Origin of the sequence: Muricoccus nepalensis, assembly GCF_006438825.1 — a bacterium.
In the GTDB taxonomy this organism is placed as follows: domain Bacteria; phylum Pseudomonadota; class Alphaproteobacteria; order Acetobacterales; family Acetobacteraceae; genus Roseomonas; species Roseomonas nepalensis.
Window position 1 is genome coordinate 1 of the sequence record NZ_RCZP01000012.1, and the last position, 26,272, is coordinate 26,272.

The 26,272-nt window shown below is 72.1% G+C and carries 28 protein-coding genes, 1 tRNA gene and 1 pseudogene; 7 read left to right on the forward strand and 23 right to left on the reverse strand.

The window, feature by feature from the left end; genetic code table 11:
• Window positions 1–151 precede the first annotated feature (151 nt).
• Window positions 152–304: a hypothetical protein gene (locus EAH89_RS31245; protein WP_161993585.1), complete on the forward strand. Its 153-nt coding sequence runs from the start codon at window positions 152–154 to the stop codon at window positions 302–304.
• Between the two features lie 99 nt (window positions 305–403).
• On the opposite strand, the gene EAH89_RS13760 is transcribed toward EAH89_RS31245, so the two are convergent.
• The 7 genes and pseudogenes from EAH89_RS13760 to EAH89_RS13785 form a co-directional block, all read right to left on the reverse strand.
• Window positions 404–745, reverse strand: a complete 342-nt coding sequence (locus EAH89_RS13760; protein ID WP_140884023.1) for a hypothetical protein — start codon at window positions 743–745, stop codon at window positions 404–406.
• A gap of 196 nt (window positions 746–941) precedes the next feature.
• Window positions 942–1,682 carry an alpha/beta fold hydrolase gene (locus tag EAH89_RS13765; protein WP_241667017.1) on the reverse strand — a complete coding sequence of 247 codons (741 nt, stop codon included), beginning with the start codon at window positions 1,680–1,682 and terminating at the stop codon, window positions 942–944.
• Between the two features lie 603 nt (window positions 1,683–2,285).
• Entirely contained in the window at window positions 2,286–2,738 is a 453-nt protein-coding gene (locus EAH89_RS13770; protein WP_140884028.1) for an SRPBCC family protein, read from the reverse strand.
• Window positions 2,739–2,938: 200 nt separating this feature from the next.
• Window positions 2,939–3,091, reverse strand: a complete 153-nt coding sequence (locus EAH89_RS31250) for a hypothetical protein (RefSeq protein WP_161993586.1) — start codon at window positions 3,089–3,091, stop codon at window positions 2,939–2,941.
• A gap of 439 nt (window positions 3,092–3,530) precedes the next feature.
• Window positions 3,531–3,689: pseudogene (locus EAH89_RS33410) on the reverse strand (IS5/IS1182 family transposase); the annotation flags it as partial.
• A 505-nt stretch (window positions 3,690–4,194) separates the two neighbouring features.
• Window positions 4,195–4,270 (reverse strand) — tRNA-Lys (locus EAH89_RS13780).
• A gap of 126 nt (window positions 4,271–4,396) precedes the next feature.
• On the reverse strand, window positions 4,397–5,440 hold the full coding sequence (locus tag EAH89_RS13785) for a rod shape-determining protein (protein ID WP_140884034.1): 1,044 nt from the start codon (window positions 5,438–5,440) through the stop codon (window positions 4,397–4,399).
• Between the two features lie 183 nt (window positions 5,441–5,623).
• Between EAH89_RS13785 and EAH89_RS13790 the strand changes: the two genes are divergently transcribed.
• Together EAH89_RS13790 and EAH89_RS13795 are read left to right on the forward strand one after the other, a co-directional pair.
• Window positions 5,624–5,866: a hypothetical protein gene (locus EAH89_RS13790; protein WP_140884036.1), complete on the forward strand. Its 243-nt coding sequence runs from the start codon at window positions 5,624–5,626 to the stop codon at window positions 5,864–5,866.
• Window positions 5,867–6,033: 167 nt separating this feature from the next.
• Window positions 6,034–7,101, forward strand: coding sequence for an amidohydrolase family protein (locus EAH89_RS13795; protein WP_140884038.1), 1,068 nt, complete (start codon window positions 6,034–6,036; stop codon window positions 7,099–7,101).
• A gap of 33 nt (window positions 7,102–7,134) precedes the next feature.
• Here the strand turns inward: EAH89_RS13795 and EAH89_RS13800 are convergent, their stop codons facing one another.
• From EAH89_RS13800 to miaA, 5 genes are all read right to left on the reverse strand, one after another.
• Complete coding sequence (locus tag EAH89_RS13800; protein ID WP_140884040.1) at window positions 7,135–8,721, reverse strand: 2-isopropylmalate synthase; 1,587 nt, start codon at window positions 8,719–8,721, stop codon at window positions 7,135–7,137.
• Between the two features lie 292 nt (window positions 8,722–9,013).
• A complete protein-coding gene (gene ilvC, locus EAH89_RS13805) occupies window positions 9,014–10,030 on the reverse strand; it encodes a ketol-acid reductoisomerase (protein WP_140884042.1) in 1,017 nt (338 codons plus the stop codon).
• 26 nt (window positions 10,031–10,056) lie between these two features.
• Window positions 10,057–10,572 carry an acetolactate synthase small subunit gene (ilvN, locus tag EAH89_RS13810; RefSeq protein WP_140884044.1) on the reverse strand — a complete coding sequence of 172 codons (516 nt, stop codon included), beginning with the start codon at window positions 10,570–10,572 and terminating at the stop codon, window positions 10,057–10,059.
• A 2-nt stretch (window positions 10,573–10,574) separates the two neighbouring features.
• On the reverse strand, window positions 10,575–12,368 hold the full coding sequence (locus tag EAH89_RS13815; RefSeq protein ID WP_140884046.1) for an acetolactate synthase 3 large subunit: 1,794 nt from the start codon (window positions 12,366–12,368) through the stop codon (window positions 10,575–10,577).
• 60 nt (window positions 12,369–12,428) lie between these two features.
• Window positions 12,429–13,394 (reverse strand): tRNA (adenosine(37)-N6)-dimethylallyltransferase MiaA, encoded by a 966-nt coding sequence (gene miaA / locus EAH89_RS13820; RefSeq protein WP_140884048.1) that lies wholly within the window; start codon window positions 13,392–13,394, stop codon window positions 12,429–12,431.
• Window positions 13,395–13,431: 37 nt separating this feature from the next.
• Between miaA and serB the strand changes: the two genes are divergently transcribed.
• Complete coding sequence (serB, locus tag EAH89_RS13825; protein ID WP_140884050.1) at window positions 13,432–14,325, forward strand: phosphoserine phosphatase SerB; 894 nt, start codon at window positions 13,432–13,434, stop codon at window positions 14,323–14,325.
• Here the strand turns inward: serB and EAH89_RS13830 are convergent.
• A complete protein-coding gene (locus EAH89_RS13830) occupies window positions 14,295–14,993 on the reverse strand; it encodes an ArsR/SmtB family transcription factor (protein WP_140884052.1) in 699 nt (232 codons plus the stop codon). The two genes, serB and EAH89_RS13830, sit on opposite strands and share 31 nt — an antisense overlap.
• A 122-nt stretch (window positions 14,994–15,115) precedes the next feature.
• Between EAH89_RS13830 and EAH89_RS13835 the strand changes: the two genes are divergently transcribed.
• Window positions 15,116–15,850: a sulfite exporter TauE/SafE family protein gene (locus tag EAH89_RS13835; protein WP_140884054.1), complete on the forward strand. Its 735-nt coding sequence runs from the start codon at window positions 15,116–15,118 to the stop codon at window positions 15,848–15,850.
• On the opposite strand, the gene EAH89_RS13840 is transcribed toward EAH89_RS13835, so the two are convergent.
• The 7 genes from EAH89_RS13840 to EAH89_RS31255 all read right to left on the reverse strand — a co-directional run bounded on the left by EAH89_RS13840 (window position 15,847) and on the right by EAH89_RS31255 (window position 21,292).
• A complete protein-coding gene (locus tag EAH89_RS13840) occupies window positions 15,847–16,992 on the reverse strand; it encodes a DegT/DnrJ/EryC1/StrS family aminotransferase (RefSeq protein ID WP_140884056.1) in 1,146 nt (381 codons plus the stop codon). The two genes, EAH89_RS13835 and EAH89_RS13840, sit on opposite strands and share 4 nt — an antisense overlap.
• 11 nt (window positions 16,993–17,003) lie before the next feature.
• Entirely contained in the window at window positions 17,004–18,002 is a 999-nt protein-coding gene (locus EAH89_RS13845; protein ID WP_140884058.1) for an NAD-dependent epimerase/dehydratase family protein, read from the reverse strand.
• A gap of 116 nt (window positions 18,003–18,118) precedes the next feature.
• Entirely contained in the window at window positions 18,119–19,081 is a 963-nt protein-coding gene (locus EAH89_RS13850) for a potassium channel family protein (RefSeq protein ID WP_140884060.1), read from the reverse strand.
• Between the two features lie 25 nt (window positions 19,082–19,106).
• The gene (locus EAH89_RS13855; RefSeq protein WP_140884063.1) at window positions 19,107–19,478 is read right to left on the reverse strand and encodes a RidA family protein; all 372 of its coding nucleotides are present in this window, start codon (window positions 19,476–19,478) and stop codon (window positions 19,107–19,109) included.
• Between the two features lie 62 nt (window positions 19,479–19,540).
• Entirely contained in the window at window positions 19,541–20,410 is an 870-nt protein-coding gene (locus tag EAH89_RS13860; RefSeq protein ID WP_140884066.1) for a metal ABC transporter permease, read from the reverse strand.
• Window positions 20,411–20,414: 4 nt separating this feature from the next.
• The gene (locus tag EAH89_RS13865; RefSeq protein ID WP_140884068.1) at window positions 20,415–21,146 is read right to left on the reverse strand and encodes a metal ABC transporter ATP-binding protein; all 732 of its coding nucleotides are present in this window, start codon (window positions 21,144–21,146) and stop codon (window positions 20,415–20,417) included.
• The gene (locus tag EAH89_RS31255; protein WP_161993587.1) at window positions 21,143–21,292 is read right to left on the reverse strand and encodes a hypothetical protein; all 150 of its coding nucleotides are present in this window, start codon (window positions 21,290–21,292) and stop codon (window positions 21,143–21,145) included. Before EAH89_RS31255 ends, EAH89_RS13865 begins: the two co-directional genes overlap by 4 nt.
• A gap of 89 nt (window positions 21,293–21,381) precedes the next feature.
• Here EAH89_RS31255 and EAH89_RS13870 point away from each other — a divergent pair, with 89 nt between their 5' ends.
• On the forward strand, window positions 21,382–22,689 hold the full coding sequence (locus EAH89_RS13870; protein WP_241667018.1) for a DUF445 domain-containing protein: 1,308 nt from the start codon (window positions 21,382–21,384) through the stop codon (window positions 22,687–22,689).
• Between the two features lie 164 nt (window positions 22,690–22,853).
• Entirely contained in the window at window positions 22,854–23,237 is a 384-nt protein-coding gene (locus EAH89_RS13875) for a hypothetical protein (protein WP_140884073.1), read from the forward strand.
• Between the two features lie 104 nt (window positions 23,238–23,341).
• Here EAH89_RS13875 and EAH89_RS13880 read toward each other — a convergent pair whose 3' ends face one another.
• The 3 genes from EAH89_RS13880 to EAH89_RS13890 are packed head-to-tail and all read right to left on the reverse strand — an operon-like array spanning window position 23,342 to window position 26,189.
• On the reverse strand, window positions 23,342–24,643 hold the full coding sequence (locus EAH89_RS13880; protein WP_140884075.1) for a TRAP transporter large permease: 1,302 nt from the start codon (window positions 24,641–24,643) through the stop codon (window positions 23,342–23,344).
• 6 nt (window positions 24,644–24,649) lie between these two features.
• A complete protein-coding gene (locus tag EAH89_RS13885; protein WP_140884077.1) occupies window positions 24,650–25,186 on the reverse strand; it encodes a TRAP transporter small permease in 537 nt (178 codons plus the stop codon).
• A gap of 10 nt (window positions 25,187–25,196) precedes the next feature.
• The gene (locus EAH89_RS13890; protein WP_140884080.1) at window positions 25,197–26,189 is read right to left on the reverse strand and encodes a TRAP transporter substrate-binding protein; all 993 of its coding nucleotides are present in this window, start codon (window positions 26,187–26,189) and stop codon (window positions 25,197–25,199) included.
• Window positions 26,190–26,272: the final 83 nt, after the last annotated feature.

Below are 26,272 nucleotides of genomic sequence, written 5' to 3' on the forward strand. Positions count from 1 at the left end.
ACCACCCCGATGCGGCTGTGGTTGTGCCACCCCGCGCGAGTGCTGTGCCAAGCGGAGCCGCACAGTCCGCACCAACGCAGCGGGACGCGCATCTCCGATGCATCGCCCAGCGCGGCCGCATGGGTTGGCAGAGCACCTCGGGGTACATCTGGTGGAGGCCGACGTCTCAGGATGGAAGCGCGTCATCGGTGACAGGCTACGCTCGCAAACAGATGGGCAACAAACGACCGAGGTGGCCATCGCCGCCAAGGTGCTGAACCACATGCTTGAGCTCGGACGGCCGGAGTACGTCCGCATCGCGTGATCCCAGACGCGGGTAGGGGGCAGTACGTCTATGTCGCCGACCCATGCAACACGGCGCCTTCGATGTACCAGCCACGGAGCTGGATCGGGATGTCAAGGTTCAAGTGCCGCCGCTCATAACTGTCCGAGGAACGGTGAACTCGACAGTCCAGGCACGCGGCTCGGCCTGAGCGATCGGCCCACCGAAGCGAGCGAAGAAGCCCGGCCGAAGGATGGCGCGAAGGTCCACTTGGCCCTGCGCGTCCACGCGGCCCTGCGGATCAACGGTGCCGGTGCGGCGCCGCTCGGCCGTGGTGAAGGCCACCGCCCCGGCGCGGGCCGGATCAGCGCAGGTGCTGTTCGCTCGGCACTCCGCCCAGCGGGCACGGATTCGGGCGTCCGTGAACTCCTGAACATAGAAGTCCCCCGTGAAGGCGGGGGGAATGAGCTGGGCTGTCGGCATGAAGGAGATGCAGACCTAGCACCCACCTTCCTCTACCCGATAGCCAGGCAGTTTGGCGCTGCGTTCGAAGTTGACCCGGGCCCTGCAATCCTGCCCGGTCGTATCGGGGTTGACCAGGGTCGGCTGCGCGCTCGCCGCGCCTGCGGCGACGAGGAGTGAGGCCGACATCGCGGCCCCAAGAAGCTTGCGCATCGCCTCAGCCGGCCGCCGAGGCGGGGTGGGCCCGAACGAAATCGAGGATGGCGCGGACGAACTCCGGCGTCCCCGGCAGCGAGCCGTGGGACGCCCCTTCCACTGTCACGAGCTGCAGTTGCGGCATGGCCGCCTTGAGCTGCTGGAAGTCGCGAAGGTAGGGATCGGCGGTGCCCACGATACCAAGCGTCGGGACGGTGACGGCCGCCATCTGCGCTTCGGTCACGACCTGGGCCGGGTTGGAGCGCCTCACCGCGGCGAGCGCGCGGGGATCCTTGCCGGCCAGTTGCTGCGCCGAGCGCTCGCGAATTTGCGTGTCGGTCGGCGGCGGTTCATTGCGCGGCCAGAGCCGGACGATCTGGGACGTCAGCAGGCCCTGGTCCATCTCCGCAGATTCGATGTCAACTCGCCGCTGGTCCTCGTTGCTCCAGTTCCGCCGTCCGGACGCACCGCCGAGGATCGCGGTGACGAAGCGCTCCGGGCGCATCGTCACGAGCTGCGCGACGATATGGGCCCCCATGGAATAGCCGAGGATGTGAGCCCGTCGCAGGCCCAGGTGGTCCAGCAGGCGAACCACGTCGAGGCCCATCTCAGCGCCGTACTGCGCGGGATCATGCGGCTTGCCGCTGAGCCCATGCCCGCGCGCGTCCATGGCGATCACGCGGTAGGATGCGGCAAGGGCCTGGAATACCCCGGGGCGGACGAACTGCTCCTCGGTGTTCGTCGTGTAGCCGTGGACGAGCACGATCGGGTCCCCGCGGCCTTCCTCTATGTAGCGGATCCGGACGCCGGCGGCGTCGAAGAAGCGATCCTCGACGGCGAGGGCAGGCCCGGCGGCCGATGGACATGGCGTGGTTCCCCCGAATGCTGTTGCAGGCAGGCTAGCCCTCCGCGTCTCGCCGCAAAACCCTGATCCCGATCAACAAGTCCGTGCCCGCCCTCGCAGGCCGAGTTCGCGGGCAGGACTGACGCGCCAGCGCAGCAGGTGGCGCGCTCCACGGCAGTAGATGACCGGCTGTCTCCTACCTCCGGACAGAGCGCCCGCTGCCCCGATTTCATTTAGGATGAGCAAGGAAGGCCCGCCAAGCAGAGGCGGTGACGCGGGTGGGCCAACAGGTCAGTCGATCATGTCTCGCCAGAACGCTCGCACCAGCTCCACTTCCAGCTTTGCGAACGTCCGCTTGCGGAAACTGGCGCGCCCACGTGGAATGACTGTTCCGAGCACAAAGCGGCCGGCTTCAACTGCTTGAAAGGGCTTGTTCGATACCGGTGCATCAGAGCCTTGACGAGAGTGCTGCCATTCCGCACCGCACCAACATCGAGCAGGCCTCGCGGCGTTCTCGTTCGTTCAGGTGATTTCCTCGGCCAGAGCCTTGAGCTGATCCGCCGCAGCACCCCAGCCGGTCTCGAAGCCCATTGCTCGGTGGCGCTCAAGCGCGTCCCGCGTCCAGTGGCGCGCGGTGGCCCGGTAGAGGGTGCCGTCACCATCGGGCTCGACCTCAAAGACGCCGACCATGAACGGTTCGGCCGGCCTCCAACCCGCTGTGAACGCATCGGTGAAGATGAAGCGCCGGTTGGGCTCGAAGGCCAGCACGGTGCCCTCGTTCAGCACCTTCTCGCCGTTCGGTCCGTGCATGACGACGGCGCTACGCCCGCCCGGTCTCCATTCGAGCTCGCGTACCCTGGCCTGCCACGGCTTTGGGCAGAACCACTCCTCGAGCCGCTCTGTCATCGCCCGCCAGACGGTCTCGACCGGCGCATCGATGCGGCGCTCGACGTGGAGCTCAAGATCGTCGGCCATGGTCTGGTCCTCCCGTCCTACTAGTATGTGCCGGCCTCACACCTCTTCCCACCCCTCTTGCTCCTTCCTGCGCGGAGAGGAGCCGTCGCTCCGCTCCGAGGATTCGGAAACGCGAAAAGCCCCAGGACCTCGGAGGAGGTCCTGGCACTGTGGTACATGGATCAGAGATACGGCCGCATGCTGCCCTACTGTCATCAGGCTCATAGGATGCGGACGTACTCCGGCCGTCCGAGCTCAAGCATGTGGTTCAGCACCTTGGCGGCGATGGCCACCTCGGTCGTTTGTTGCCCATCTGTTTGCGAGCGTAGCCTGTCACCGATGACGCGCTTCCATCCTGAGACGTCGGCCTCCACCAGATGTACCCCGAGGTGCTCTGCCAACCCATGCGGCCGCGCTGGGCGATGCATCGGAGATGCGCGTCCCGCTGCGTTGGTGCGGACTGTGCGGCTCCGCTTGGCACAGCACTCGCGCGGGGTGGCACAACCACAGCCGCATCGGGGTGGTGCTGGGCGATGCATCGGAGATGCGCGTCCCGCTGCGTTGGTGCGGACTGTGCGGCTCCGCTTGGCACAGCACTCGCGCGGGGTGGCACAACCACAGCCGCATCGGGGTGGTGCGCCACGACCTCGGCATAGACGTCCTCCCGGTCGTAGGCGCCGTCGCCCGTGAAGGAGGCCACGGCACCACCAGCCCGCTCGAGCAAGGGGCCGATCTGCAAGCCGTCATCGGCATCCCTGCCAGCCAGCACCGAGGCGGCGATCTCGCCCGTGTCGGCGTCCGTGGCAAGGTGCAGCATCTTCCAGCTCGCCACCCCTCGATCGCCTCTGCCGTGAACCACACAGTGAGACTGCCGCGGGCGCGCAGGCCGGCGTCGTACTCAGCCCAGTTGGTTACCCTCTGGCGTTGTTTGGGGATGCGGTGCCGGCGGTCAGCCTTGGCCTTGAAGGGCATGACGGGCGTCTCTAACGGTCCGAGAGATCGTCCCGGTGTCAGCCTCCACCAAGGCGCCCCATCGGGCGAACTGTGCGATAAGATGATACTGCTGCGTCGCCTCTGCCTCGAGTGGCAGGGGCATCTCAGCCCGGTAGTCCCCCCGGGCGCTACAAACGCCCGCCGATCTGGTAGAGGCGGCGGCTTCCATTGTGGGACTCACGAGGTAAGCGCATCCGCACGCCTCGGTGTGGGTGCCTCTCGTTGCAGTCGCCATCCAAGCCGGGAGTGCCGAAGAACATTTGCGGCGTCAGTACGGGTATGAAGGCGGGCGTAGTCGCGCCTGAGCGTCTTCACAACGGTCTGGCTGACGCCGTTCCGTTAGCGTGGCTGCTCTACCGCCAGCCTCCGTGCTGAATCGCTAGGTTACCCCACGTGTTCGGGCAATGTCCGGGCAGTCGCGTGCTGCCCAGACCGGCCCTCTAGGAGGAAGCCAAAGAACCCGTTGATATAGCGTGGAAAAAACTGGTGGGCGCAGTAGGGCTCGAACCTACGACCCGCTGATTAAGAGTCAGCTGCTCTACCAACTGAGCTATGCGCCCGCACCGTGCTTCACGGGACCCGGCTGATGCTGGCCGCATCGCCCGGGCGGCGCCTTCTAACCCATCCAGGGGAGAGGTCAACCCCCAAAAACGGTGCCTTCCAGCGCCTCCCTCCCCCGCCGCGTGTCAGTAGGCGGAGGAGAGGACGTGCCGCAGGCGCTTGATGTCCTCGAGCGCGCGGCCGGTGCCGAGCGCCACGCAGGACAGCGCCTCCTCGGCGACGATCACCGGCAGGCCCGTCGCCTCCCGCAGCACCGTGTCCAGCCCGTGCAGCAACGCGCCGCCGCCCGTGAGGACGATGCCGCGGTCCACGATGTCGCCCGCCAGCTCGGGCGGCGTGTTCTCGAGGGCGACGCGCACGGCCTCGACGATCTGCGCCACGGGCTCGGCCAGGCTCTCGGCCATCTGGCGGCGCGAGACATGGACCTCGCGCGGGACGCCGTCCGTGAGGTCGCGACCCTTCACCTCGCAGATAGGGCCCTCCTCACCGTCCTCGGGCGGGGCGGCGGCACCGACCTCGATCTTGATACGCTCGGCCGTGCTCTCGCCGATGAGGAGGTTGAACTGGTGGCGGATGGAGGCGACGATCGCCTCGTCCATCCGGTCGCCGCCGACGCGCACGCTCCGCGCGTAGACGACGCCCCCGAGCGAGATCACCGCGACCTCCGTCGTGCCGCCGCCGATGTCGACGATCATCGAGCCCGAGGGCTCGGTGACGGGCAGGCCGGCGCCGATTGCGGCCGCCATCGGCTCCTCGATGAGGAGCACCTTGCGGGCCCCGGCGGCCTCCGCGCTCTCCCCGATGGCGCGCCGCTCGACCGCGGTGGAGCCGGAGGGGACGCAGACGATGACCAGCGGCGAGGCGAGCGCGCGGCGGCCCTGCACCTTACGGATGAAGTACCGGACCATCTCGCCGGCCGCCTCGAAGTCCGCGATCACCCCGTCGCGCAGCGGCCGGATGGCGGCGATGTTCATCGGCGTGCGCCCGAGCATCATCTTCGCCTCCTCCCCAACCGCGATCACCCCCTTGCGGCCGCGGACATCGGCGATGGCGACGACCGAGGGCTCGTTCAGCACGATCCCTCGCCCCTTGACGTAGACGAGCGTGTTCGCGGTGCCGAGGTCGATCGCCATGTCGGCGGAGAGGAAGCCGAACAGGCGTGAAACCATGGTTTTCTGGACCTCGGGCTGGACGGGACGGCCGGGCGGGCCGGGCGAGGCGTGACTAGCGGCAAGGGGGGGCGCGCTCAAGCCGGAAACGCGCCGGGGAGACGGGAAGGCGACGTTACGGAAACCGTACGCTTGGGGGAGCGTTCCCCTTGCATCGCTCAACAAGCACAGGGAACCAGATCCATGCGGAAGACAAGCCTCGCCCTTCTTGCCCTTGCCGGCCTCAGCCTGGGCGCCTGCGGCTACAGCACCGGTGACCGCGCGGTCTCCGGCGGCCTGCTCGGCGCGGGTGCCGGCGCTGGCGTCAGCGCGCTCACGGGTGGAAGCCTCGGCACCGGTGCCCTGATCGGCGGCGCGGCCGGCGCGGCCGGCGGCGCGCTCACCAGCGGCAACAGCGTGAACCTCGGCCGCCCCGCCTGGCGCTGAGCCGAAGCGCGCTGCCCTGCTGCGCCCGGGAGCGTCCTTGCAGGACGCTCCCGGGTCTTGCCATATGGCCAACGATGGCCCTTGCATGACGTGAGTGCCGGGTTTTCCATCCCCTCCGAAGAGCGCCCGCCATCGGTGGAGGGGCGCCGCGGGATGGAAACCAGGAAATGACACGCTTCATCTGCGAACCGACCGGCCACGCGCCAACCTGCGCCTGCCGGCCAGGGCGCCGCTCCCTGTTGCGCGGCGCGGCCTTCCTTGGTGCGGCCGCCCTGTTGCCGCCCGCCGCCTTCGGGCAGGCAGCGCGGCCGCGGCGGATCGACGTCCACCACCACCTGACGCCGCCTATCTACAAGGACGCCGCCCTGCGGCGCGTCGAGATGGCGCCCGTCGCGCGCGACTGGACGCCCGAGAAGACCGTGGCCGACCTGGACGCGGCCGGGATCGACGTGGCCATCCTTTCCGTCAGCACCCCCGGGCTGGGCTTCGCCGAGGGGGAGGAGCGCCGCCGCCTAGCGCGCGTTTGCAACGAGTACGCGGCGGAGATGGGCCAGCGCCACCCCGGCCGCTTCGGCTCCTTCGCCGCCCTGCCCCTGCCTGACGTGGACGGCGCGCTGGCCGAGGCGGTCTACGCGCTCGACACGCTCAAGGCGGACGGCGTGCTGCTCTTCACGAGCTACGGCAATCTCTACCTCGGCGACGAGAAGCTGCACCCGCTCTACGAGGAGCTGAACCGCCGCAAGGCAATCGTCGCCACCCACCCGCTCTCGCCGCAGTGCTGCGGCAACCTCGTGCCGCAGATCGCTGACACGGTCGTGGAGTTCGGCACCGACACCTCGCGCAGCATCGCGAGCCTGATGTTCTCGGGCACGGCGGCGAAGTACCCGGACATCCGCTTCATCTTCTCCCACGCGGGCGGGACCCTGCCCTTCCTCATCGAGCGGCTCGACTTCCAGGCCCGGCCGCCCGCGCAATCCGCGAAGCTCGTCGGCGGGGCCGTGCGGCCGGCGCTCGGGCACTTCCTCTACGACACCGCGCAGGCGGCGAACCCGGTCGCGCTCGGCGCGTTGCGCTCGCTCGTCTCCGCCGATCGCATCGTGCTCGGCAGCGACTTCCCCTACCGCACCAGCCAGGAGCAGGTGCAGGGGCTGGCGGGCTGCGGGCTGGACGCGGCGACGCTGCGGCGGATCGAGTGCGGCAACGCGGAGGCGCTGATGCCCCGGCTGAAGGCCTGACGGCGGGGCCGCGCCGGCACGGCCCCGTCGCGCTCAGGCGGCGGGCGCCGCCATCTCCGCGGGCGCGGTGCGCTCGCGCTTGTTCAGCAGCTTGTTCAGCGCGTGCACGTAGGCGCGGGCGGAGGCGACGATGGTGTCGGTGTCCGCCCCCTGCCCGTCCACGAGCTTGCCCTTCTCCTCGAAGCGCACCGTCACCCGCGCCTGCGCATCGGTGCCGCCGGTGACGGACTGCACGGCGTAGAGCTTGAGCGCGACCTCGTGCGGGAAGACGGCGCGGATGGCGTTGAAGGTCGCGTCCACCGCGCCGTCGCCCACCGCCATTCCCTCCTGCTCGGCCCCGTCGATCTCGAGCTTGATGGTGGCCATTGGGCGGGTGTGCAGGCCCGAGGTGACGGTGAGGCCGGTCAGCTTCACGCGGTCGTGCTGGCGGACGACCTCGTCGTCCACCAGGGCGGAGACGTCCTCGTCGTAGACAACCTTCTTCCGGTCGGCGAGGTCCTTGAAGCGGCGGAAGGCGTCGTTCAGCGCGTTGTCGCCGAGCTCGTAGCCGAGCGCCTTCAGCTTGTCGCGGAAGGCGGCGCGGCCGGAATGCTTGCCCAGCACGAGGGAGTTGGTGGTCCAGCCCACGCTCTCCGGCGTCATGATCTCGTAGGTGGAGGCGTCCTTCAGCACGCCGTCCTGGTGGATGCCGGACTCATGGGCGAAGGCGTTGCGGCCGACGATCGCCTTGTTCGGCTGCACGTCGAAGCCGGTGATCGTCGCCAGCAGGCGCGAGGTGCGCAGGATGTTCGGCGTGTTGATCCCGGTGCGGCGGGAGATGGCGTTGCCGCGCGTGCGCAGCGCCATCGCGACCTCCTCGAGCGAGGCGTTGCCCGCGCGCTCGCCGATGCCGTTGATGGTGCACTCCACCTGCCGCGCCCCGGCCTGAATGGCGGCGAGCGTGTTGGCGACCGCGAGCCCCAGGTCGTCGTGGTTGTGGGTGGAGAAGATAACGCCGTCCGCGCCCGGCACGCGCTCGCGCAGCATGCCGAAGATGCGCGTCATGTCCTCCGGCAGGGCGTAGCCGACGGTGTCCGGCACGTTGATGGTGGTGGCGCCGGCCTTGATCGCGGCCTCGACGCAGCGGCACAGGAAGTCGGGATCGGTGCGGCTGCCGTCCTCGGCGGACCACTCGACGTCATCCGTGTGCTGGCGGGCGAGCGTCACGCTGCGGACGACCGCGGCCAGCACGTCCTCGTTGGACATGCGGAGCTTCACCCGCATGTGGAGCTCGGAGGTGGAGATGAAGGTGTGGATGCGGCCGCGGGCGGCGGGCTTGATGGCTTCGGCGGCGCGGAGGATGTCGCCGTCGGCCGAGCGCGCCAGACCGCAGATCACCGGGCCGTCCTTGGCGAAGCGGGTCGCGATGGAGTGGACGCTGTCGAAGTCACCGGGGCTCGCGATGGGGAAGCCGGCCTCGAGCACGTCGGCGCCGAGCTCGGCCAGGCTCTCGGCCATGCGCAGCTTCTCCTCCAGGTTCATGGAAAAGCCGGGGGACTGCTCGCCGTCGCGCAGCGTGGTGTCGAAGATGATGACGCGGTCGTCGGCGATCGTGCCGAAGCTGGGATGGTTCGCGGGCATGGGCCGCTCCTTGGGATCTCGCGGTGGGATGAGGGGCGCGTCGCCCGGGGGAACCCCCTGAGCGATGCCGGCCTTCAGCCGCGCGTCACGCCCAGGGGCTGCGAAGTCGAAGAAGCGGAAGGAGGGCGAGGGCCGGGCGCGCGGCAACGACGGCCAAGGGACCGGTGCGGAAGGGCGCGAAACGAGCGTCGGTCGCCTGCATGAGGGAAAGGCTAGTATCCGGGCGGGCGCGAGGCAAGCGCAGAAATGGAGGCCCCCTCCCCCGCCGGGGCGGGAGAAGGGGCGGGGCGGCTCAGTTCTTCGTCTGGTCGACGAGCTGGTTCTTCTTGATCCAGGGCATCATCTCGCGAAGGCGCTCGCCGACCTGCTCGATCGGGTGCTCGGCCAGGCGACGGCGGGTGGCCTTGAAGGAGGCCTGGTTCACCTTGTTCTCGAGCATCCAGTCGCGGGCGAACTTGCCGGTCTGGATGTCCGTCAGCACGCGCTTCATCTCGGCCTTGGTCTCGGCGTTCACGATGCGCGGGCCGGTGACGTACTCGCCGTACTCGGCGGTGTTGGAGATGGAGTAGTTCATGTTGGCGATGCCGCCCTCGTAGATGAGGTCGACGATCAGCTTCACCTCGTGCAGGCACTCGAAGTAGGCCATCTCGGGCGCGTAGCCGGCCTCGGTGAGGGTCTCGAAGCCCGCCTTGATCAGCTCGACCAGACCGCCGCAGAGAACCGCCTGCTCGCCGAAGAGGTCCGTCTCGCACTCCTCCTTGAAGGTCGTCTCGATGACGCCCGAGCGGCCGCCGCCGATGGCCGAGGCGTAGGAGAGCGCGATCTCGAGCGCGTTGCCGCTCGGATTCTGGTGCACGGCGACCAGGCAGGGCACGCCGCCGCCCTTCTGGTACTCGCCGCGGACCGTGTGGCCGGGCCCCTTCGGCGCGATCATGAAGACGTCGATGTCGGAGCGCGGGTCGAGCAGGTTGAAGTGCACGTTCAGGCCGTGCGCGAAGGCCAGCGCCGCGCCCTCCTTCATGTTCGCGTGCAGGTGCTCGCGGTAGAGGTCGCCCTGGCCCTCGTCCGGGGTCAGCACCATGACCACGTCCGCCCACTTGGCGGCCTCGGCCGGGGACATGACGGTGAAGCCCGCGGCCTCGGCCTTCTTCGCGGAGGCGCCGGGGCGGAGCCCGATGACGACGTCCTTCACGCCGGAATCGCGCATGTTCATCGCGTGGGCATGGCCCTGGCTGCCGAAGCCGATGACCGCGACCTTGCGGGCCTTGATCAGGTTCACGTCCGCGTCGCGGTCGTAGTAAACGCGCATAGTCATCCCCTTGTGGTCGGATATCGTCAGGCCGCGAGGCTGCGCGGACCCCGCGCGATGGCGACGGCGCCCGTGCGGGACACCTCCGCCAGCCCCAGCGGCCGCATCAGCGCCACGAAGGCGTCGATCTTGTCGGCGGTGCCGGTCATCTCGAAGGTGGCGCTCTCGTGGCTCGCATCGACCACGCGGGCGCGGAAGGCATCGCCCAGGCGCAGCGCCTCTATGCGGGCCTCGCCGCGGCCGATCACCTTGATCAGCGCGAGCTCCCGCGTCAGGTGCGGCCCCTCGAGAGAGAGGTCGGCCACCATATGCACGGGCACGAGGCGGTCGAGCTGCGCCTTGATCTGCTCGATGATCATGTCCGTGCCCGTGGTCACCACGGTGATTCGCGACAGGCGGCGCTCCGCGTCCACGGGGGCGACGGTCAGGCTCTCGATGTTGTAGCCGCGGCCGGAGAAGAGGCCGATGACGCGCGCGAGCACGCCGGCCTCGTTCTCGACGAGCACGGCGATCGTCGCCGTGCGCTGGGTCGTCTCGGACATGCTCAGACCAGCACCTTGCCCTCGTCGGTGACGCCGGCGACGCCGCCCGTCTGGCCGGCGCCGAGGATCATCTCGTTGTGCGCGGCGCCCGAGGGGATCATCGGGAAGACGTTCTCCTTTTGGTCGACGCAGATGTCGGCGATCACCGGGCCGGGATGGGCGATCATCTCGCGGATCACGTCGTCGAGCTGGCTCGCGTCCGTCGCTCGCAGGCCGCGGGCATGGAAGCTTTCCGCCAGCTTCACGAAGTCGGGCAGCGAGGCCGAGTAGCTCTCGGAGTAGCGGGAGCCGTGCAGCAGCTCCTGCCACTGGCGCACCATGCCCATGTACTCGTTGTTGAGGATGAAGACCTTCACCGGCAGGCGGTACTGCGCGAGGGTTCCCATCTCCTGGATGTTCATCAGGATGCTGGCCTCGCCGGCGATGTCGATCACCAGCGCGTCCGGGTAGGCGATCTGCACGCCCGCGGCGGCAGGCAGGCCGTAGCCCATGGTGCCGAGCCCGCCCGAGGTCATCCAGCGGTTCGGCTTTTCGAAGCCGAAATACTGCGCGGCCCACATCTGGTGCTGGCCGACCTCGGTCGTGATGAAGGTGTCGCGCCCCATCTCGCGCGTGATCTCGTAGAGGCGCTTCACCGCGTGCTGCGGCTTGATGATGGAGCCCGTCTGCTCGTAGCGCAGGCAGTCGCGCGCGCGCCAGCCGTCGATCTCGCGCCACCAGGCGGAGAGCGCCTCGCGGTCCTGCCCGGCGCCGTCGGCCTCCCAGGCCTCGATGAGGGCGCGCAGCACCGCCACCGCGTCGCCCACGATGGGCACGTCCACCTTGACGTTCTTGTTGATGTTGGAGGGGTCGATATCGGCGTGGATCTTCTTCGACCCCCGTGAGAAGGCGTTGAGACGCCCCGTCACGCGGTCGTCGAAGCGGGCGCCGATGTTGAGCATCACGTCGCAGCCGTGCATGGCGAGGTTCGCCTCGACGGTCCCGTGCATGCCGAGCATCCCGATGAAGCGCGGGTCGCTGGCGGGGAAGACGCCGAGGCTCATCAGCGTGTTCGTGCAGGGCATGTTGGCCAGGCGCACGAAGCGGCCGAGCAGCTCGCTCGCCTCGGGTCCCGCGTTGATGACGCCGCCGCCGGCATAGACCACCGGGCGGCGCGCACCCTTGAGCAGCGCGATCGCCTTGGCGATCTGCGCGCCGTCCGGCCGCGTCTGCGGGCGGTAGGAGCGGTGCTCCTGGCGCGAGGCCTCCTCGTAGGTGCCCTTCGCCAGCAGGATGTCCTTCGGCAGGTCCACCACCACCGGGCCGGGGCGGCCCGAGCGCGCCACGTAGAAGGCGTCGTGCACCGTGCGGGAGAGGTCACCGATCTTCTTGACGAGGTAGTTGTGCTTCGTGGCCGGGCGCGTGATGCCCGTCGTGTCCGCCTCCTGGAAGGCGTCGTTGCCGATGAGATGCGTCGGCACCTGCCCGGTCAGGCAGACCAGCGGAATGGAATCCATCAGCGCGTCGAGCAGCCCCGTCACGGCGTTGGTCGCGCCGGGGCCGGAGGTGACGAGCACGCAGCCGACCTTGCCCGTGGAGCGCGCGTAGCCCTCCGCCGCGTGCACCGCCGCCTGCTCGTGCCGCACCAGGATGTGGCGGATGGCGTTCTGCTGGAACAGGGCGTCGTAGATCGGCAGGACGGCGCCGCCGGGATAGCCGAAGATGACCTCGACGCCCTGCTCCTTCAGCGCGCGAAGGACGATCTCGGCGCCCGTGAGGGTGCTCTGGTCGGTCTGGGCAGGCAGGGTGGCGGACATGGCGGCTCCTCCGGCGACGATCTCGCGGGAGGGGTCATCTACGGGGCTGGTTGCAGCGCGTCAATGCGCCAATTTCAGAAATGATAAGATTTCAGCCAAGTGACTTTCCGAAAGTTGCGCAAGATCGGCTATACGCGCATTGATGATATGCGTCCGGCACGGGGCAAGGTCGTGGTGCCGGAACCAGGTGCCCTGGCGCTTCGTGTACTGGCCGATCGCGAGGCAGGCGCGGCGCCCGGCCTCGGCCAGCGTCATCCGCCCGGCCAGGGCCGCCGATATCTCGGGCACGCCGTGGGCCCGCATGGCTGGCAGGGCGGGGTCCAGCGCCCGCGCGGCCAGCGCGCGGACCTCCTCCACCGCGCCGTCGCGCAGCATGGCGTCCCAGCGGTCGGCGATGGCGGCGCGCAGCGCGTCGCGCGGCGGGTCGAGGCGGATGGCGCAGAAGGCGTAGGGCGCGGGGCCGGTGGCGGGCGCCTCCGCCTGCCACTCGGCGATGCCGCGCCCCGTCGCGCGCCAGATCTCCCAGGCGCGGGCGAGGCGCTGGCCGTCGCCCGGCCGCAGCCGCGCCGCGCTCCGTGGGTCGGCGGCGAGGAGCCGGGCGTGGAGGGCCGGCGCGCCCTCCCGATCGAGCAGCGCCCGCGCCTCCTCGCGGACCGCCGGGGGGATGGCGGGCATCGCCGAGAGGCCGCGGGTCAGGCTGCTGAAGTAGAGGCCCGTGCCGCCGCAGAGGATCGGCAGCCGCCCGGCCTCGACCGCCCGCGCCATGGCGTCCAGCGCCGCCTCCCGCCACCAGGCGACCGAGGCCGCCTCGGCCGCGGGATGCACCCCGTAGAGGGCGTGGGGGGCGAGCGCCTCCTCCTCCGGCGTGGGGCGGGCGGTGAGGACGCGGAGCTCCCGGTAGACCTGCATCGAGTCGGCGTTGACCACGACGCCCCCGAGGCGCCGGGCCAGCGCCAGCGCCAGCGCCGACTTGCCCGAGGCGGTGGGGCCGGCGACCAGCAGGGCCGGGGGGGGCTCGGCGCTCATTTGCTCCAATCCGGCTGCGCGGGCATGAACCGCGCCCATGTCGCACGTCCTCACCCTCGTCGCACCCCCAGGGCAGCTCGCCCCCGCCCTCCCCGCCCGCGCGCGCGACGCCATCGCGGCGCTGGGCGCCGACCCCGGCACGCCGGACTGGCTCGCGGAGGGCGAGGCGGCGGACCTTCCCTTCACGGGCCTCAACCCCGAGCAGGCCGTCGCCGCCGCCCTCGCCGCGCTCGGGGGCGCGGCGGTGGACGCCATCGCCCAGCCCGCGGAGGGCCGGCGCAAGGCGCTGCTCATCGCCGACATGGACAGCACCATCGTCACCTCGGAGACGCTGGATGAGCTCGCCGCCTATGCCGGGCTGAAGGAGCGCGTGGCGGAGATCACCCGCCGCAGCATGAACGGCGAGATCGACTTCGCGACGGCGCTCCGCGAGCGCGTGGCCATGCTCGAGGGCCTGGGGCTGGAGGCGCTGGAGGGGACCTGGAAGGGCACACACCTCATGCCCGGCGCGCGGGCGCTCGTGCGGACCATGGCGGCCCACGGCGCGCATTGCGCGCTCGCCTCCGGCGGATTCACCTGGTTCACCGGGAGGGTGGCAGCGCTCTGCGGCTTCACGAGCCACCACGCCAACGTCCTCCTCGACGACGGGCGTGCGCTGACGGGCCGGGTGGCCGAGCCGGTCTTCGACCGGGACGCGAAGCTCGCCACACTCATTGCGCTCGCGACGGAGAAGGGCCTGCCGCTTGCCGCGACGCTCGCGGTCGGGGACGGCGCCAACGACCTTGCGATGATCGGCGCGGCCGGGCTCGGCGTCGCCTTCCGCGCGAAGCCCGTCGTGGCCGCGGCCGCCCGGGCGCGGGTGGACCACAACGACCTGCGCGCGCTCCTCTACGCCCAGGGCTACCGGGCGGCGGAGATCGCGGCCGACTGATCCAGCCCGAAGGCCTCCCGCAGCCCGAGGCGCCCGGCGGGGGTGACGGAGAGCGCCCGCGAGCCCGCGACGCGTCGCACCCAGCCGAGCTCCAGGCAGCGCCGGCAGAGCGCCGCGCCGAGGGCCCCCGCGAGGTGCGGCCGGCGCTCGCTCCAATCGAGGCAGGGCCGGCAGAAGGGGCGCCCCGGCGCCGCCGGCACCGCCACCCCGAGGCGGGCGAGGAGGACCGCGCCGGACTCCGTCAGCGCGCCGCCGTCGGGCGCGAGGTCGAGCTGACCGCGCGCCACCATGGCGTCGGCAATTCCCACGGCCACCCGCCCGGCGAGGTGGTCGTAGCAGGTCCGGGCCTCCCGCAGCGCAGCGTCGCGCGGGCCGGTCCGCGGCGGGCGCCGGGCGCCGGAGAGCGCCATCAGCCCCTCCAGCACGCGCGCGACCTCGGGGGAGGCGAGGCGGTGGTAGCGATGCCGGCCCTGGCGCTCCACCGCCAGCAGCCCGGCCTCGACGAGGCGCGCGAGGTGGCCGCTGGCGGTTGTGGGCGCCACGCCGGCGACGCGGGCGAGCTCCCCCGCCGTGAGGGCCCGCCCGTCCATCAGGGCCGCGAGCATCCCCGCCCGCGCGGGGTCGCCGAGGGCGGCGGCGGTCTCGGCCAGGGCGGCGGTGCTCACCATCGGGCGTCTCCAGGGGCGCGGCCCCGGAATAGCCGGCACGGGGGGCCGCATGCTAAGGCCCGCGCCGAAGCATCGGGCCGGGCGGGCCGCGCAAGCTGGCGGGGCACCACCGGGAGGATCCTATGGACGCCGCGCTGACCGCCGCCACCTTCGTCCTGGCAGGCTTCGTGAAGGGCGTGATCGGGCTCGGCCTGCCGACCATCGCGATGGGCCTGCTGGGCTCCCTCATGCCGCCCGCCGAGGCGGCGGCGCTGCTCGTCATCCCCTCCGTCGTCACCAACCTCTGGCAGATGGCGGGCGGGCCGGGGCTCGGGCCGCTGCTGCGGCGGCTCTGGACGATGCTGGCGGGGATCCTCGCCGGAAGCTGGCTCGGCGCGGGGCTGCTCAGCGGGGCGGGCGGCGGGGCCGCTATGACGGGGCTCGGCCTCGCGCTCCTCGCCTACGCGGCGGTCGGGCTGCTGCCCTGGACGCTGCCGCGCGTGCCGCCGGGGCGGGAGGCCTGGGCCGGGCCGCTGGTCGGGGCCGCGACGGGGCTCGTCACCGCCGCAACGGGGGTCTTCGTCATCCCGGCCGTGCCCTATCTCGGCGCGCTCGGCCTCTCGCGCGACTCGCTGGTGCAGGCGCTCGGTCTCTCCTTCACCGTCTCCACCCTGGCCCTCGCCCTCTCGCTCGGCGCGTCCGGGGTCTTCAGCACGGCGCTCGCCGGGGGCTCGGCGCTGGCGGTGCTTCCCGCGCTCGCCGGCATGGGGCTCGGCGGCGCGCTGCGGCGGCGGGTGAGCGCGGAGGCCTTCCGCCGCTGGTTCTTCCTCGGCCTGCTCGCGCTCGGCGCGCAGCTCCTCGCGCGCGGCCTCGGCTAGAGGGCGCGCAGCGCCGCGCAGACGCGCTCCACCTGGGCGTCGGTGATCTCGGGGAAGACCGGCAGGCTCATCACCTCCCCGGCGGCGCGGGCGGTCTCGGCGCAGCCCGCGGGGCCCATCGCCACCCGGCCCTTGTAGGCGGCCTGCTCGTGGACCGGCACGGGGTAGTGGATGGCGGTCGCGACCCCCTGCACGCGCAGGCGCTCCATCACCCCCTCGCGGTCCGGCACGCGCAGCACGTACTGGTGGAAGACGTGCTCCACGCCGGGGGCGCGGTAGGGGGCGGCGAAGGGGCCCTCGGCGAGGGCGGCGTCGTAGGCGGCGGCCACGGCCCGGCGGCGCGCGTTGCCGGCGTCGAGAAGCGGCAGGCGCACGCGAAGGATCGCGGCCTGCATCTCGTCGAGCCGGCTGTTCACGCCGACCTCGTCCGAGATGTAGCGGCGGTGCCAGCCGTACTGGCGGATGGCGGCCATGCGGGCCGCGAGCGCGGCGTCGGGCGTCGCGGTCACGCCGGCGTCGCCGAGCGCGCCAAGGTTCTTCGTGGGGTAGAGGCTGAAGGCGGCGGCGTCGCCGAGGGTGCCGAGCATCCGCCCGTCGAGCCGCCCGCCATGCGCCTGGGCCACGTCCTCCACCACCGCGATTCCCGCGGCGCGGCCGATCGCGAGGATGGCGTCCATGTCGCAGGCATGGCCGTAGATGTGCACGGGGATCACCGCGCGGACCGGCGGCAGGCCGGGGGGCGGGCTGCGCAGCACCTCGGCGAGCTCCGCCGCGTCGAGGCAGAAGGTCCGCGGGTCGATGTCGATCAGCAGGGGCGTCGCGCCCACCATCTCGATGGCGGCCACCGTCGCGACGGCCGTGTGGGAGACGGTCGCGACCGTGCAGCCCGGGCCGATGCCGAGGCCGCGCAGGATGAGCGCGATCGCGTCCGTCCCGTTGGCGCAGCCGACCGCGGTCATGGCGGGGGCGCCGCCGGCCGAGAGCCAGGCGCCGTATTCCCGCTCGAAGGCCGCGCCCTCCTGCCCCAGGATGTACCAGCCGCTCGCCAGCACGCGGGCGACGGCGGCGTCGATGGCGTCCTTTTGCGCGCGGTAGGCGGCGCCGAGGTCGGCCTGGGGGACGATGATATCCTGCACGTTCATCGGGGCGGGCCTCAGGCTTCGTCGGAGAGATAGGCGGGAAGGCGGGGGCGGAACCAGTCCACCGTGCGGCGCAGCCCCTCGGCCAGGCCCACGCGCGGGGCCCAGCCGGTGAGGGCGCGGAAGGCGCGGTCGTCGGCGTGGTAGGAGCCGATGTCGATGGCGGCGCGCTCGGCCGGGAAGGTCTTCAGCTCGTAGGACCCCTCCCCCGCCGCCGCGACCATCGCGTCGCCGAGCGCCTGGAGGCTGACCGGGGCGTCGCCGCCGAGGTTGAAGGGGCGCCCGGCCGCGCCGTCGGTGCCCGAAAGCGCAGCGGCGGCCGCGAGGAAGGCGGCGACGACGTCGTCGAGGTAGGAGAAGTCGCGGAGCTGCTCCCCGCCCCAGACCTCGAAGGGCTGCCCCTCCAGCACGCGGCGCACCCAGATGCCGAGGAAGGTCTGGCGGGCGTCCACCACGCGCATCCGGGGCCCGTAGCAGTTCGTCAGCCGCAGCGCCGTGACCGGGCGGCCGTGCACCCGGTGCTCCAGCAGCCAGTACTGCTCGGCCGCGAACTTCGAGACGCCGTTGGCGTCGGGCGGCGCGATCGGGTGGCTCTCGGAGACCGGAAGGCTCTGCGGCCGGCCGTAGAACTGCCGGGTGGAGGCGTGCACCACCCGCGCGGCGGGGGCCGCCCGGCGGAGCGCCGCGATCAGGCGGAGCTGGGCGTGGCCGTTGATCGCGAGGTCGGTGAAGGGGTCGGCCTGGCTGCCGGCGTGGCTCGTCTGCCCGGCCATGTTGAAGAGGGTGTCGATCCCCTCGACCAGCGGGTGGAGGTCGATGTCGCGGAGGTCGCCCTCGACGAGCCGGGCGCCGCTTCCCTCGAGGTTGCGCCGGCGCGCGCCGGTGCCGGGCATGAGGGCGTCGAGCGCCACCACCTCCGCGCCCGCCGCCCCCAGCGCGTGGCAGAGCGCCGAGCCCAGGAAGCCCGCCCCGCCCGTCACCAGCACGCGCCGGCCGCGCCAATCCTCGCTCATCGTCCCCCCTCAGCTCCGCGCCGGCCGCCCGGCGCCGCGAATCATGCCCCGAGACCCGGGGCGGAAGAGGGACCGAATTGCGGCGGGGGGCGGGCAGATGTCCAGGGGGCCGCGGCCTATTCGCGGCCTGGCCCCGGCTTTGCCGGCGGGCCGTCCCCTCCCTGCGCCTCCTCGGCGGAGAGGCGGCTGCGGGTGATCTCGTAGAAGCCGAAGAGCAGCAGCACCTGCCCGGCCAGCACCTCCACAGCTGCCAGCAGCCGCGCGCCGTCGTCCACCGGCCAGATGTCGCCGTAGCCGACGGTGGAGATGGTCACGATGCTGAAGTGCAGCGCGTCGCGGAAGGTGAGCCGGATCGCGCCGGCCGGCCCGAAGAAGAGCGCCGCGCGCGAGAGGCCGTCGGCGATGCGGTAGAGGCAGGCGAAGACGATGGTGATGAGGGAGAAGAGGGCCGTGTAGGCCGCGATCGGCACCACCAGCGCCACGACCCGCCCGCTCATCGCGTCCATGAGCTGGGCCATGTCGACCATCAGCCGCACCACCTCGCGCACGGCGGCCGCGGCCATGGCGCCGATGAGCCCGGCGCCGGCCACCATCACCACCCCCTGCCAGGCCGGCCCCATCCGGTTGGCCGGGAGGGAGAGGCTGCCCGCCGCGATGACGACGAGGATGAGGCTGAAGCGGCCGATGCGGCGAAGGTGCCACTCGTCCGGCGTCGCCCCCTGGTCCACCAGGCGGCGAAGCGTGGCCTGGTGGCTCAGCACGGCCAGGAGGAAGCTTCCCATGGGAAGGAAGAAGGCGAGCCCCATCAGCGTGTCCGGCGCCTCGGGGAAGGCGGTGCGGGCGATCACGGCGAACAGCGCGGCGTAGGTCGCGAAGCCGATGGCCGAGCCGAGGGCGAAGTCCAGCCCGCGGGGGAAGACGCGGAACAGCACGCCGAAGCCGAGGGCCGCGGTGCCGAGCACGACGATCGGGAACCAGACGCCGTCGTCCGCGACCCCGAGCGCGACGAGCCCGCCCAGGGCCATGGTGGCCAGGAAGGGCCGCATCCAGGCGTTCGATCCCTGGAAGTTGATGGTCATGCCGCGCGCGTCGCCGGCGAGGCGCTCAAGCGGCGCGTCCCCCGGCGGGGGCGAGGGCGATACCGGTGATCTCGACCCGCCAGGCCGGGTTCACCAGCGGCGCCTGGATGGTCATGCGCGCGGGCTTCGCGGCGGGGTCGAGCCAGGCGTCCCAGGCGCGGTTCATCGCCGGCGCATCCTTGATGTCGGCCAGCACGACCTGGACCTGCAGCAGGGCGCGCTTGTCGGTGCCCGCCTCGGCCAGCAGGGCGTCGACCTGGCGCAGGATGTCGGCCGTCTGGCCCTCGGCGTCGAGGGTCGCGTCGTCCGCCACCTGCCCGGCGAGGAAGACGAAGCCCCCCGCCACCGTCGCGCCGCTCAGCCGGTCCTCCTCCGCCAGACGCCGGATGCCCGTCATGCCCTGCCCTCCTCGATGCCTGCGGCCTTGTGCCGGGGGGAAGGCCCCGCCAGCAAGGGGGCCTAGCCCGCGAGGTGGCGGCGCCGGAGGAGGCGGGCCAGGACGCCGTCGACCGGCCCGGCCAGGACGGAGACCGCCCAGGCGAGGCCCGCCGAGAGCACCACGGCCGGCCCGGTCGGCAGGTCGAGGTGGTAGGAGGCGAGGAGGCCCGCGACCGAGGCGAGGATCGCGATGCCCGAGGCCGCGTAGGCCATGCCCCCCACGCCCCGCGCCCAGTGGCGGGCAGCGACGGCCGGCAGCATCATCAGCCCGACGGCCATGAGCGTGCCGAGCGCCTGGAAGGCCGCGAGCACGTTCAGCACCACCAGCGCCATGAAGAGCATGTGCCAGCGCCCGCCGCCCGCGCCCTCGGCCGCGGCGAAGGAGGGGTCGAAGCACTCGAGCACCAGGGGACGCCAGGCCAGGGCGAGGGCGAGGAGGGTGAGGGTCGCCACCCCCGCCATCATCAGCAGCGCGGGGTCGTCCACGCCCAGCACGCTGCCGAAGAGAAGGGTGGTCAGTTCGACCGAGCCCGCCCCCATGGAGATCATCACCACGCCGAGCGCGAGGGCGACGAGGTAGAGGGCGGCGAGGGTCGAGTCCTCCCGCCCCCCCGTCGCGCGCGAGAGCGCCCCCGCGCCGAGCGTCACGACGAGCCCCGCCGCCAGCCCGCCCAAGGACATGGCCGGGACCGAGAGCCCCGCGACGAGGAAGCCCGCCGCGACCCCCGGCAGGATGCCGTGCGCGAGCACGTCCGCCGTCAGGCTCATCCGCCGCAGCACGAGGAAGACGCCGAGCGGCGGCGCCGCGACCGAGAGGGCGAGGCAGCCGACGAGCGCGCGCCGCAGGAAGCCGAACTCGGCGAAGGGCGCGATCAGCGTGCTGTGGAGCAAGGGATCAAGCGGCGAGGCCGCAGGGGGAGGCCTCGGCGTCCCAGCCCTCGGCCATCATGCGGGCGCGGAGCCGGTTGGCGGCGCCCAGCGCCTCCTCCGTGCCGCCCCAGGCGATCGGGTCGCGGGCAAGAAGCAGCGTCTCTGGAAATTCCCGGCGCACGAGGTCGAGGTCGTGGAGGACGGCGACGACCGTCCGCCCCTGCCCGTGCCATTCCCGGACGAGCCGCAGCAGGTCCGCCGCGGTGCGGGCGTCGACCGCGTTGAAGGGCTCGTCCAGCAGGATGACCGGCGCGTCCTGCACCAGCAGCCGCGCGAAGAGCAGCCGCTGGAACTGCCCGGCCGAGAGGCTGCCGACCGGACGCCGGGCGAAGCCGGAGAGGCCCACCGCCTCCAGCGCCGCCTCCGCCCTCGCGCGCTCTGCCAGGCCGATGGCGCGGAAGGCGCCCGTGCGCGACCAGTGGCCGAGCAGCGCGACGTCGAGGCAGGCGATGGGGAAGCCGCGGTCGAGCGCCGACATCTGCGGCAGGAGGGCGATCCGCTCGGCCGGGCGCTCGATCCGCCCCTCGTCGAGCGGGTGCAGGCCGGCGATGGCGCGCAGGAGCGTCGTCTTGCCCGCCCCGTTCGGCCCGACGATGGCCGTCAGGCTGCCCGGCGCGAACTCGCCGGAGAGGTGGTGCACCGCCGGGTGCCGCTCGTGCGACAGCGTGACGTCGCGGAGTCGGATCGCGCCGCTCATGCCGCCATCGCCCAGAGCACGGCGCCCCAGAGCGCCGCGGCGACGACGGCCCCCCAGCCCAGGCGCGGCAGGGCGCCGGCCGAGAGGGAGAGCGGGTCTTCGAGGCGGGGTCGGAAGGGCTGGGGCATGGTGTTACAGGATAACATACGCCTCCCCTCCCCCGGGTTCAACGCCCGCTCGGGCCGCCGCCTCTTTAGATGGCGGGGGCGGATCGCCACTCTCCGCCAGGATGGACATGACGCCCCCCGACGCCCCGACCCTCAAACCCCCGCGAAGGGACCGCGCGGGCGATTCCGAGCTGCGGGCGCGGCTGAACCGGCAGCGGCGGATCGCCAACGGGCTGCTCGCGGGCATGGCGGGGGTGACGCTCGGCTCCTACGCCCTGCCGCCGGGCTACGGGACGGAGCTTCTCCAGGCGGCGGCCAAGGCGGGGCTGGTGGGCGGGCTGGCGGACTGGTTCGCCGTCACCGCCCTGTTCCGCCACCCGCTGGGCCTGCCGATCCCCCACACCGCCATCATCCCGACGCAGAAGGCGCGGCTGGGCGAGGGGCTGGGCCGCTTCGTCGCCAACCACGTCCTGACCGAGGCCGAGGTGCGGCGGGTCGCCGGGCGGATCGACGTGCCGGCGCTGCTCCGGCATTTCCTGTCCGACCCCGCGACCGTCCGCCCGATGGCCGAGGGGGTGGCGGCCGCCCTGCCCCGCATCCTCCGCTCCATGGAGGACGGGCGGGCGCGGCGCCTTTTCCTGCGGCTGCTGCCCCGCATGGTGTCGGGCCCGGCCGCGGCCCGGCTCGTCGCGCGGGCGCTGCGCCTGCTCGTGCAGGGCGGGCGGCACCAGGAGGTCTTCGGCCTCGCCCTTTCCCAGCTCCGGGCCGTGATGGCGGCGAAGGAGGAGAGCCTGAAGGCCGCCATCGCCCAACGCGTCCGGGCGGAGGGGGGCGCGCTGGTGGGCTGGATGGCCGGCGCCGCCGTTGCGCGCCGCGTGCTGGCCGCGCTGAACGCCGAGCTCGACCGGATGGACCCGAACGACAGCGACCTGCGCGCCGCCTTCGAGCGCTGGCTGGAGACCGAGATCGACCGGCTGGAGAACGACCCGGCGCGCGCCGAGGCCATCTCGGCCGCGCTGCGGGGCGCCCTCGCCCACCCCGCCGTCGCCGCCTGGCTGGGCGATGCCTGGGCGCGCCTCCGCGCGGCGCTGGAGGCCGACGCGGCGCGGCCCTCGGGCCGGACGGTCGCGCTCATCGCGGGGCTGCTCACCAATCTCGGCGACCTGCTGGAGCAGGACGGCGCGGCGCGGGCGCGGCTGGACGGCGGGATCCAGGCCATGCTGCTCGCGGTGCTGCCCGCGGCCCAGGGGCGGATCGCCGGCTTCATCGCGGGGGTCGTCTCGGGCTGGGACACGGCGACAGTGGTGGACAAGATCGAGCTGCGCGTGGGGCGGGACCTGCAATACGTGCGGATCAACGGCACCGTGGTCGGCGCCCTTGCCGGGGGGGCCCTCTTCGCCCTGCTGCACGCGATCTTCGGCCGCGTCTCCTTCTAGCCGCGGCCTCCGTCGCGGTTTGGAAGGGTCCGGCGGGGGCCTCCTTCCGGTTGCCGACGGCGGAACATGGGGCGCAACCGGCGGCCCGTTCCCCACGTTGCGTTGCCGATCCACCCACGACGGGCCCTCACCGGACCCGCGGGATCGCAGAACAGGAGACTTCCATGTCCCGCAGCCTCGCGGCCGTCGCCGCCGCCTTCGCCTTCACCGCCCTCGTCGGCGCCGCCCCCGGCGCCCACGCCCAGGCCCAGAGCGACATGGTCGCGCCGGGCGCCACGCCGGGCACCTCGATGCCGGGCACGATGCCGCGCGGCCCCGCCATGTCGCCCGCCGCCCGCGGGACGATGCCGTCCGGCGAGATGTCGCAGGCCCCGATGCACCGCGGCGCCCACAGCCGCGCCATGCGCGAGGAGCGGCGCGAGCGCCAGTCGGCCCGCCGCGAGATGCGCGCCAACCGCCGGGCCGCGAACGATCCCGACGGCGCCTACATGGGCGGCGGCGGCGTCTTCGAGCGCGCCCCCGACGGCAGCCTTCGCCCGGTGATGTGAGACCGGTGATGTGAGACCGGCCCGGGGCCCCGCGCCCCGGGACGGTGGTTCAGCCAAAGCAGGATGGGCGCCGCCGGAGGATCTCTGGCGGCGCCCTTTCGCGTTCAGCGGCTCAACAGCACGTCCGGCAGCCAGGTCACCGTGGCCGGCCAGATCGTGATGATGGCGACGGTCACGACCAGCATCAGGAAGAAGGGCAGCGAGGCCTTGGCCACCGCCGTCTGCTCGCGCCCCGTCATCGTCTGCATGACGAAGAGGTTGAAGCCGACCGGCGGCGTGATCTCCGCGATCTCCACGAGGAGCACGATGAAGATGCCGAACCAGACGAGGTCGAAGCCCGCCTGCTGGATCATCGGCACCACGATCGAGGTGGTGAGGACGATCATGGAGGTGCCGTCGAGCGCGGTGCCGAGCAGGACGTAGACCACCGTCAGCATGGCGATGATGCCGTAGGGGCCGAGGCCGAGGCCCGCGACGGCGGCGGCGAGCGCCGCGGGGATGCCCGTCAGCGCCATGGCCTTCGTCAGGTAGGCGGCGCCCGCCAGGATGAACATGATCATGCAGGAGAGGCGCGTGGCGCCCGTGAGGCTGTCGCGGAAGCTCTCCCAGGTGAGGCAGCGCGTGACGGCCGCGAGGAGGAGGCTGCCGAGCACCCCGAAGGCGGCGGCCTCGGTCGCCGTGGCCCAGCCCACGAACATTGTGCCGATGACGCCGACGATGAGGATGCCGCAGGGGATGAGCTGCGCCGATTCGCGCATCTTCTCCGTGAAGCTCATCCGCGGCTCCATCGGCGGCTGCTTCTTCGGGTTCAGCAGCGCCCAGACCGCGATGTAGAGGCTGAACAGCACCATCACGATCAGCCCGGGGATGCAGCCCGCGATGAAGACCCGCACGATCGAGACCTCCGCCGCGACGGCGTAGACGACCATGATGATCGAGGGTGGGATCATGATCCCGAGCGTGCCGGAGGTGGCGAGGCTGCCGATCGCGACATCCTCGTCGTAGCCGCGCCGCTTGAGCTCGGGCAGCGCGATCTTGGAGACGGTGGCGCAGGTCGCGGCGGAGGAGCCCGACACGGACCCGAAGATCCCGCAGGCGAGGATGTTCACGTGCAGCAGCCGCCCGGGGATGCGCCGTACCCAGGGCGCGAGGCCGTTGAAGAGCTCCTCCGACAGCTTCGTGCGGAACAGGATCTCGCCCATCCAGACGAACATCGGCAGCGCCGCGAGGGTCCAGGAGCCCGTCGCCTCCCAGAAGGCGCTGGCGAGGTAGGTGCCGGGCTGGGGATGGACGAAGCTGACGGCGACGAAGCCGACCAGCGCGAGGCTCATCCCGATCCAGAGCCCGCCGGCGAGAAGCAGGCCGAGGAGCAGGAGCAGGAGGCCCGAGAGCTCGAGCAGTTCCATCGCGGTCTATACCTCGGCCGAGAAGTCGCCGCGCGCGGCACGCTCTTCCGCGGCGATCACGTAGTTCGGGCGCCCGCCGCGGAGCACCGTCGCCAGCTCGTCCAGCACGGCGACGAGGAGGATGCCGGCGCCGAGCGGCATGGCGAGCTTGGGGATCCAGAGGGGGATGGCGAGCGCGCCCTGCGCCATGTCCTCGATCTCGATCGAGAAGAGGACGTCGTCCGCCGTCCACCACACCGCGTAGGCGCAGCCGACGGCGGCGAAGGTGAGCGCCACCAGCTCCATCACCCGCCGCGGGCCGGGCGAGAGCTTCTCCAGAAGCAGGCCGACCCGGATCAGCTCGCCGCGCTTGAAGGTGAGGGCGAGGGCGAAGAAGGTCGTGGAGACGCAGAGATAGGCGCTGATGTCGTCCGCCCCCGGGAACTGGAGGTTCAGGGAGCGGCAGACGACCTGGGCCATCATGACCAGGAAGATGCCGAGGAGCGAGAGCGCGGCCAGGGCCGCGCCGACCGCGTAAAGGGCGTCCAGCCCCCGCCGGATCACCGCGCCGCGCTCAGGCGGCCTTGTAGGCGTCGAGGAGCTTCCGGCCGTCCTCGCCCGCCTTCGTCGCCCACTCCTCCGTCATGGTGGCGCTGATCCGGTTGAGGCCGTCGCGCAGCGCCTGGCTCGGCTGCTCGAGCTTCAGGCCGCGGGCGACGAGGGTGTCCTGGGCCTCCTTCTCCGAGGCGCGGGCCATCTCCAGCCCGCGGGACTGCGCCGCCTTCGCCGCCTCCATCACGGCCGCGCGCTGCGCCGCCGGCAGCGCCTCCAGCGCGCGGCGGCCGACGAAGACGACGTTGTTGGTATAGCTGAAGTTCACGGGGGTGAAGACCTTGCAGTAGTCCCAGGCCTGGGTGTCGACGCCCGTGGCCGCGCTCGTCACCATGCCGTTGATCACGCCGGTGGCGAAGGCCTGCGGCACCTCGGCGGCCTGCACGAGGGTCGGGTTCGCGCCGACGAGCGTCGCGAAGCGGTTGGTCATCGTGTTGAAGGTGCGGAACCGGGTTCCCTTCAACGCGTCCAGGCTCTCGATCGGCGCGTTGCTGTAGAAGCCGCCGGGGGGCCAGGGCACGTTGTAGAGCATGGCGAGGCCGGTGCGCTGGAAGCGCGCCTCGACGAAGGGCTTCGCCGCGGCGGCGAGCTTCACGGCCGCCTCGAAGCTCGGGGCCAGCAGCGGCACGCCGTCGAGCTCGAAGAAGGGGTCCTCGTTGCCGTAGGCGGAGATGAGGATCTCGCCGAGCTGCACCTGGCCCTGCTGCACGCCGCGCTTGATCTGCGGCATGGGCAGCAGCGAGCCGTTGGTGTGGAGCTGCACCTGCAGCGCGCCGTTCGTCGCCTTCTGGATGTCCTCCACGAAGGCCTTCACGTTCCGCGTGTGGAAGTTCGTGTCGGCGTAGGGGGTCGCGAACTGCCAGCGCGCGGCCGCCTGCGCGCCCGCCCTGCGGGCGGCGAGCGTGGCGGCGCCGGCGGCGCCGGCCGCCATGAGGTTCCGACGGGTGAAGGCCATGGGGCTGCTCCGCTGCGCGTTGGGTCTGCCGGGACGATTCCAGGGCCGCATCTTCGACACCCCCGCCCCGACCGCGCAAGGGC

Coding starts and splice junctions, on each gene's coding strand:
- ilvN (WP_140884044.1), bottom strand. CDS start 10,572: ATGTCCGAGACGACCCAGCGCACGGCGACGATCGCCGTGCTCGTCGAG.
- EAH89_RS13840 (WP_140884056.1), bottom strand. CDS start 16,992: ATGAACGTGCAGGATATCATCGTCCCCCAGGCCGACCTCGGCGCCGCC.
- EAH89_RS13855 (WP_140884063.1), bottom strand. CDS start 19,478: ATGACGGGCATCCGGCGTCTGGCGGAGGAGGACCGGCTGAGCGGCGCG.
- EAH89_RS13875 (WP_140884073.1), top strand. CDS start 22,854: ATGTCCCGCAGCCTCGCGGCCGTCGCCGCCGCCTTCGCCTTCACCGCC.
- EAH89_RS13880 (WP_140884075.1), bottom strand. CDS start 24,643: ATGGAACTGCTCGAGCTCTCGGGCCTCCTGCTCCTGCTCCTCGGCCTG.
- ilvC (WP_140884042.1), bottom strand. CDS start 10,030: ATGCGCGTTTACTACGACCGCGACGCGGACGTGAACCTGATCAAGGCC.
- EAH89_RS13815 (WP_140884046.1), bottom strand. CDS start 12,368: ATGTCCGCCACCCTGCCTGCCCAGACCGACCAGAGCACCCTCACGGGC.
- EAH89_RS13835 (WP_140884054.1), top strand. CDS start 15,116: ATGGACGCCGCGCTGACCGCCGCCACCTTCGTCCTGGCAGGCTTCGTG.
- EAH89_RS13760 (WP_140884023.1), bottom strand. CDS start 745: ATGCCGACAGCCCAGCTCATTCCCCCCGCCTTCACGGGGGACTTCTAT.
- EAH89_RS13865 (WP_140884068.1), bottom strand. CDS start 21,146: ATGAGCGGCGCGATCCGACTCCGCGACGTCACGCTGTCGCACGAGCGG.
- EAH89_RS13850 (WP_140884060.1), bottom strand. CDS start 19,081: ATGACCATCAACTTCCAGGGATCGAACGCCTGGATGCGGCCCTTCCTG.
- EAH89_RS13845 (WP_140884058.1), bottom strand. CDS start 18,002: ATGAGCGAGGATTGGCGCGGCCGGCGCGTGCTGGTGACGGGCGGGGCG.
- EAH89_RS13770 (WP_140884028.1), bottom strand. CDS start 2,738: ATGGCCGACGATCTTGAGCTCCACGTCGAGCGCCGCATCGATGCGCCG.
- EAH89_RS13785 (WP_140884034.1), bottom strand. CDS start 5,440: ATGGTTTCACGCCTGTTCGGCTTCCTCTCCGCCGACATGGCGATCGAC.
- EAH89_RS13890 (WP_140884080.1), bottom strand. CDS start 26,189: ATGGCCTTCACCCGTCGGAACCTCATGGCGGCCGGCGCCGCCGGCGCC.
- EAH89_RS13800 (WP_140884040.1), bottom strand. CDS start 8,721: ATGCCCGCGAACCATCCCAGCTTCGGCACGATCGCCGACGACCGCGTC.
- miaA (WP_140884048.1), bottom strand. CDS start 13,394: ATGAGCGCCGAGCCCCCCCCGGCCCTGCTGGTCGCCGGCCCCACCGCC.
- EAH89_RS13795 (WP_140884038.1), top strand. CDS start 6,034: ATGACACGCTTCATCTGCGAACCGACCGGCCACGCGCCAACCTGCGCC.
- serB (WP_140884050.1), top strand. CDS start 13,432: ATGTCGCACGTCCTCACCCTCGTCGCACCCCCAGGGCAGCTCGCCCCC.
- EAH89_RS31255 (WP_161993587.1), bottom strand. CDS start 21,292: ATGTTATCCTGTAACACCATGCCCCAGCCCTTCCGACCCCGCCTCGAA.
- EAH89_RS13790 (WP_140884036.1), top strand. CDS start 5,624: ATGCGGAAGACAAGCCTCGCCCTTCTTGCCCTTGCCGGCCTCAGCCTG.
- EAH89_RS13870 (WP_241667018.1), top strand. CDS start 21,382: ATGACGCCCCCCGACGCCCCGACCCTCAAACCCCCGCGAAGGGACCGC.
- EAH89_RS13830 (WP_140884052.1), bottom strand. CDS start 14,993: ATGGTGAGCACCGCCGCCCTGGCCGAGACCGCCGCCGCCCTCGGCGAC.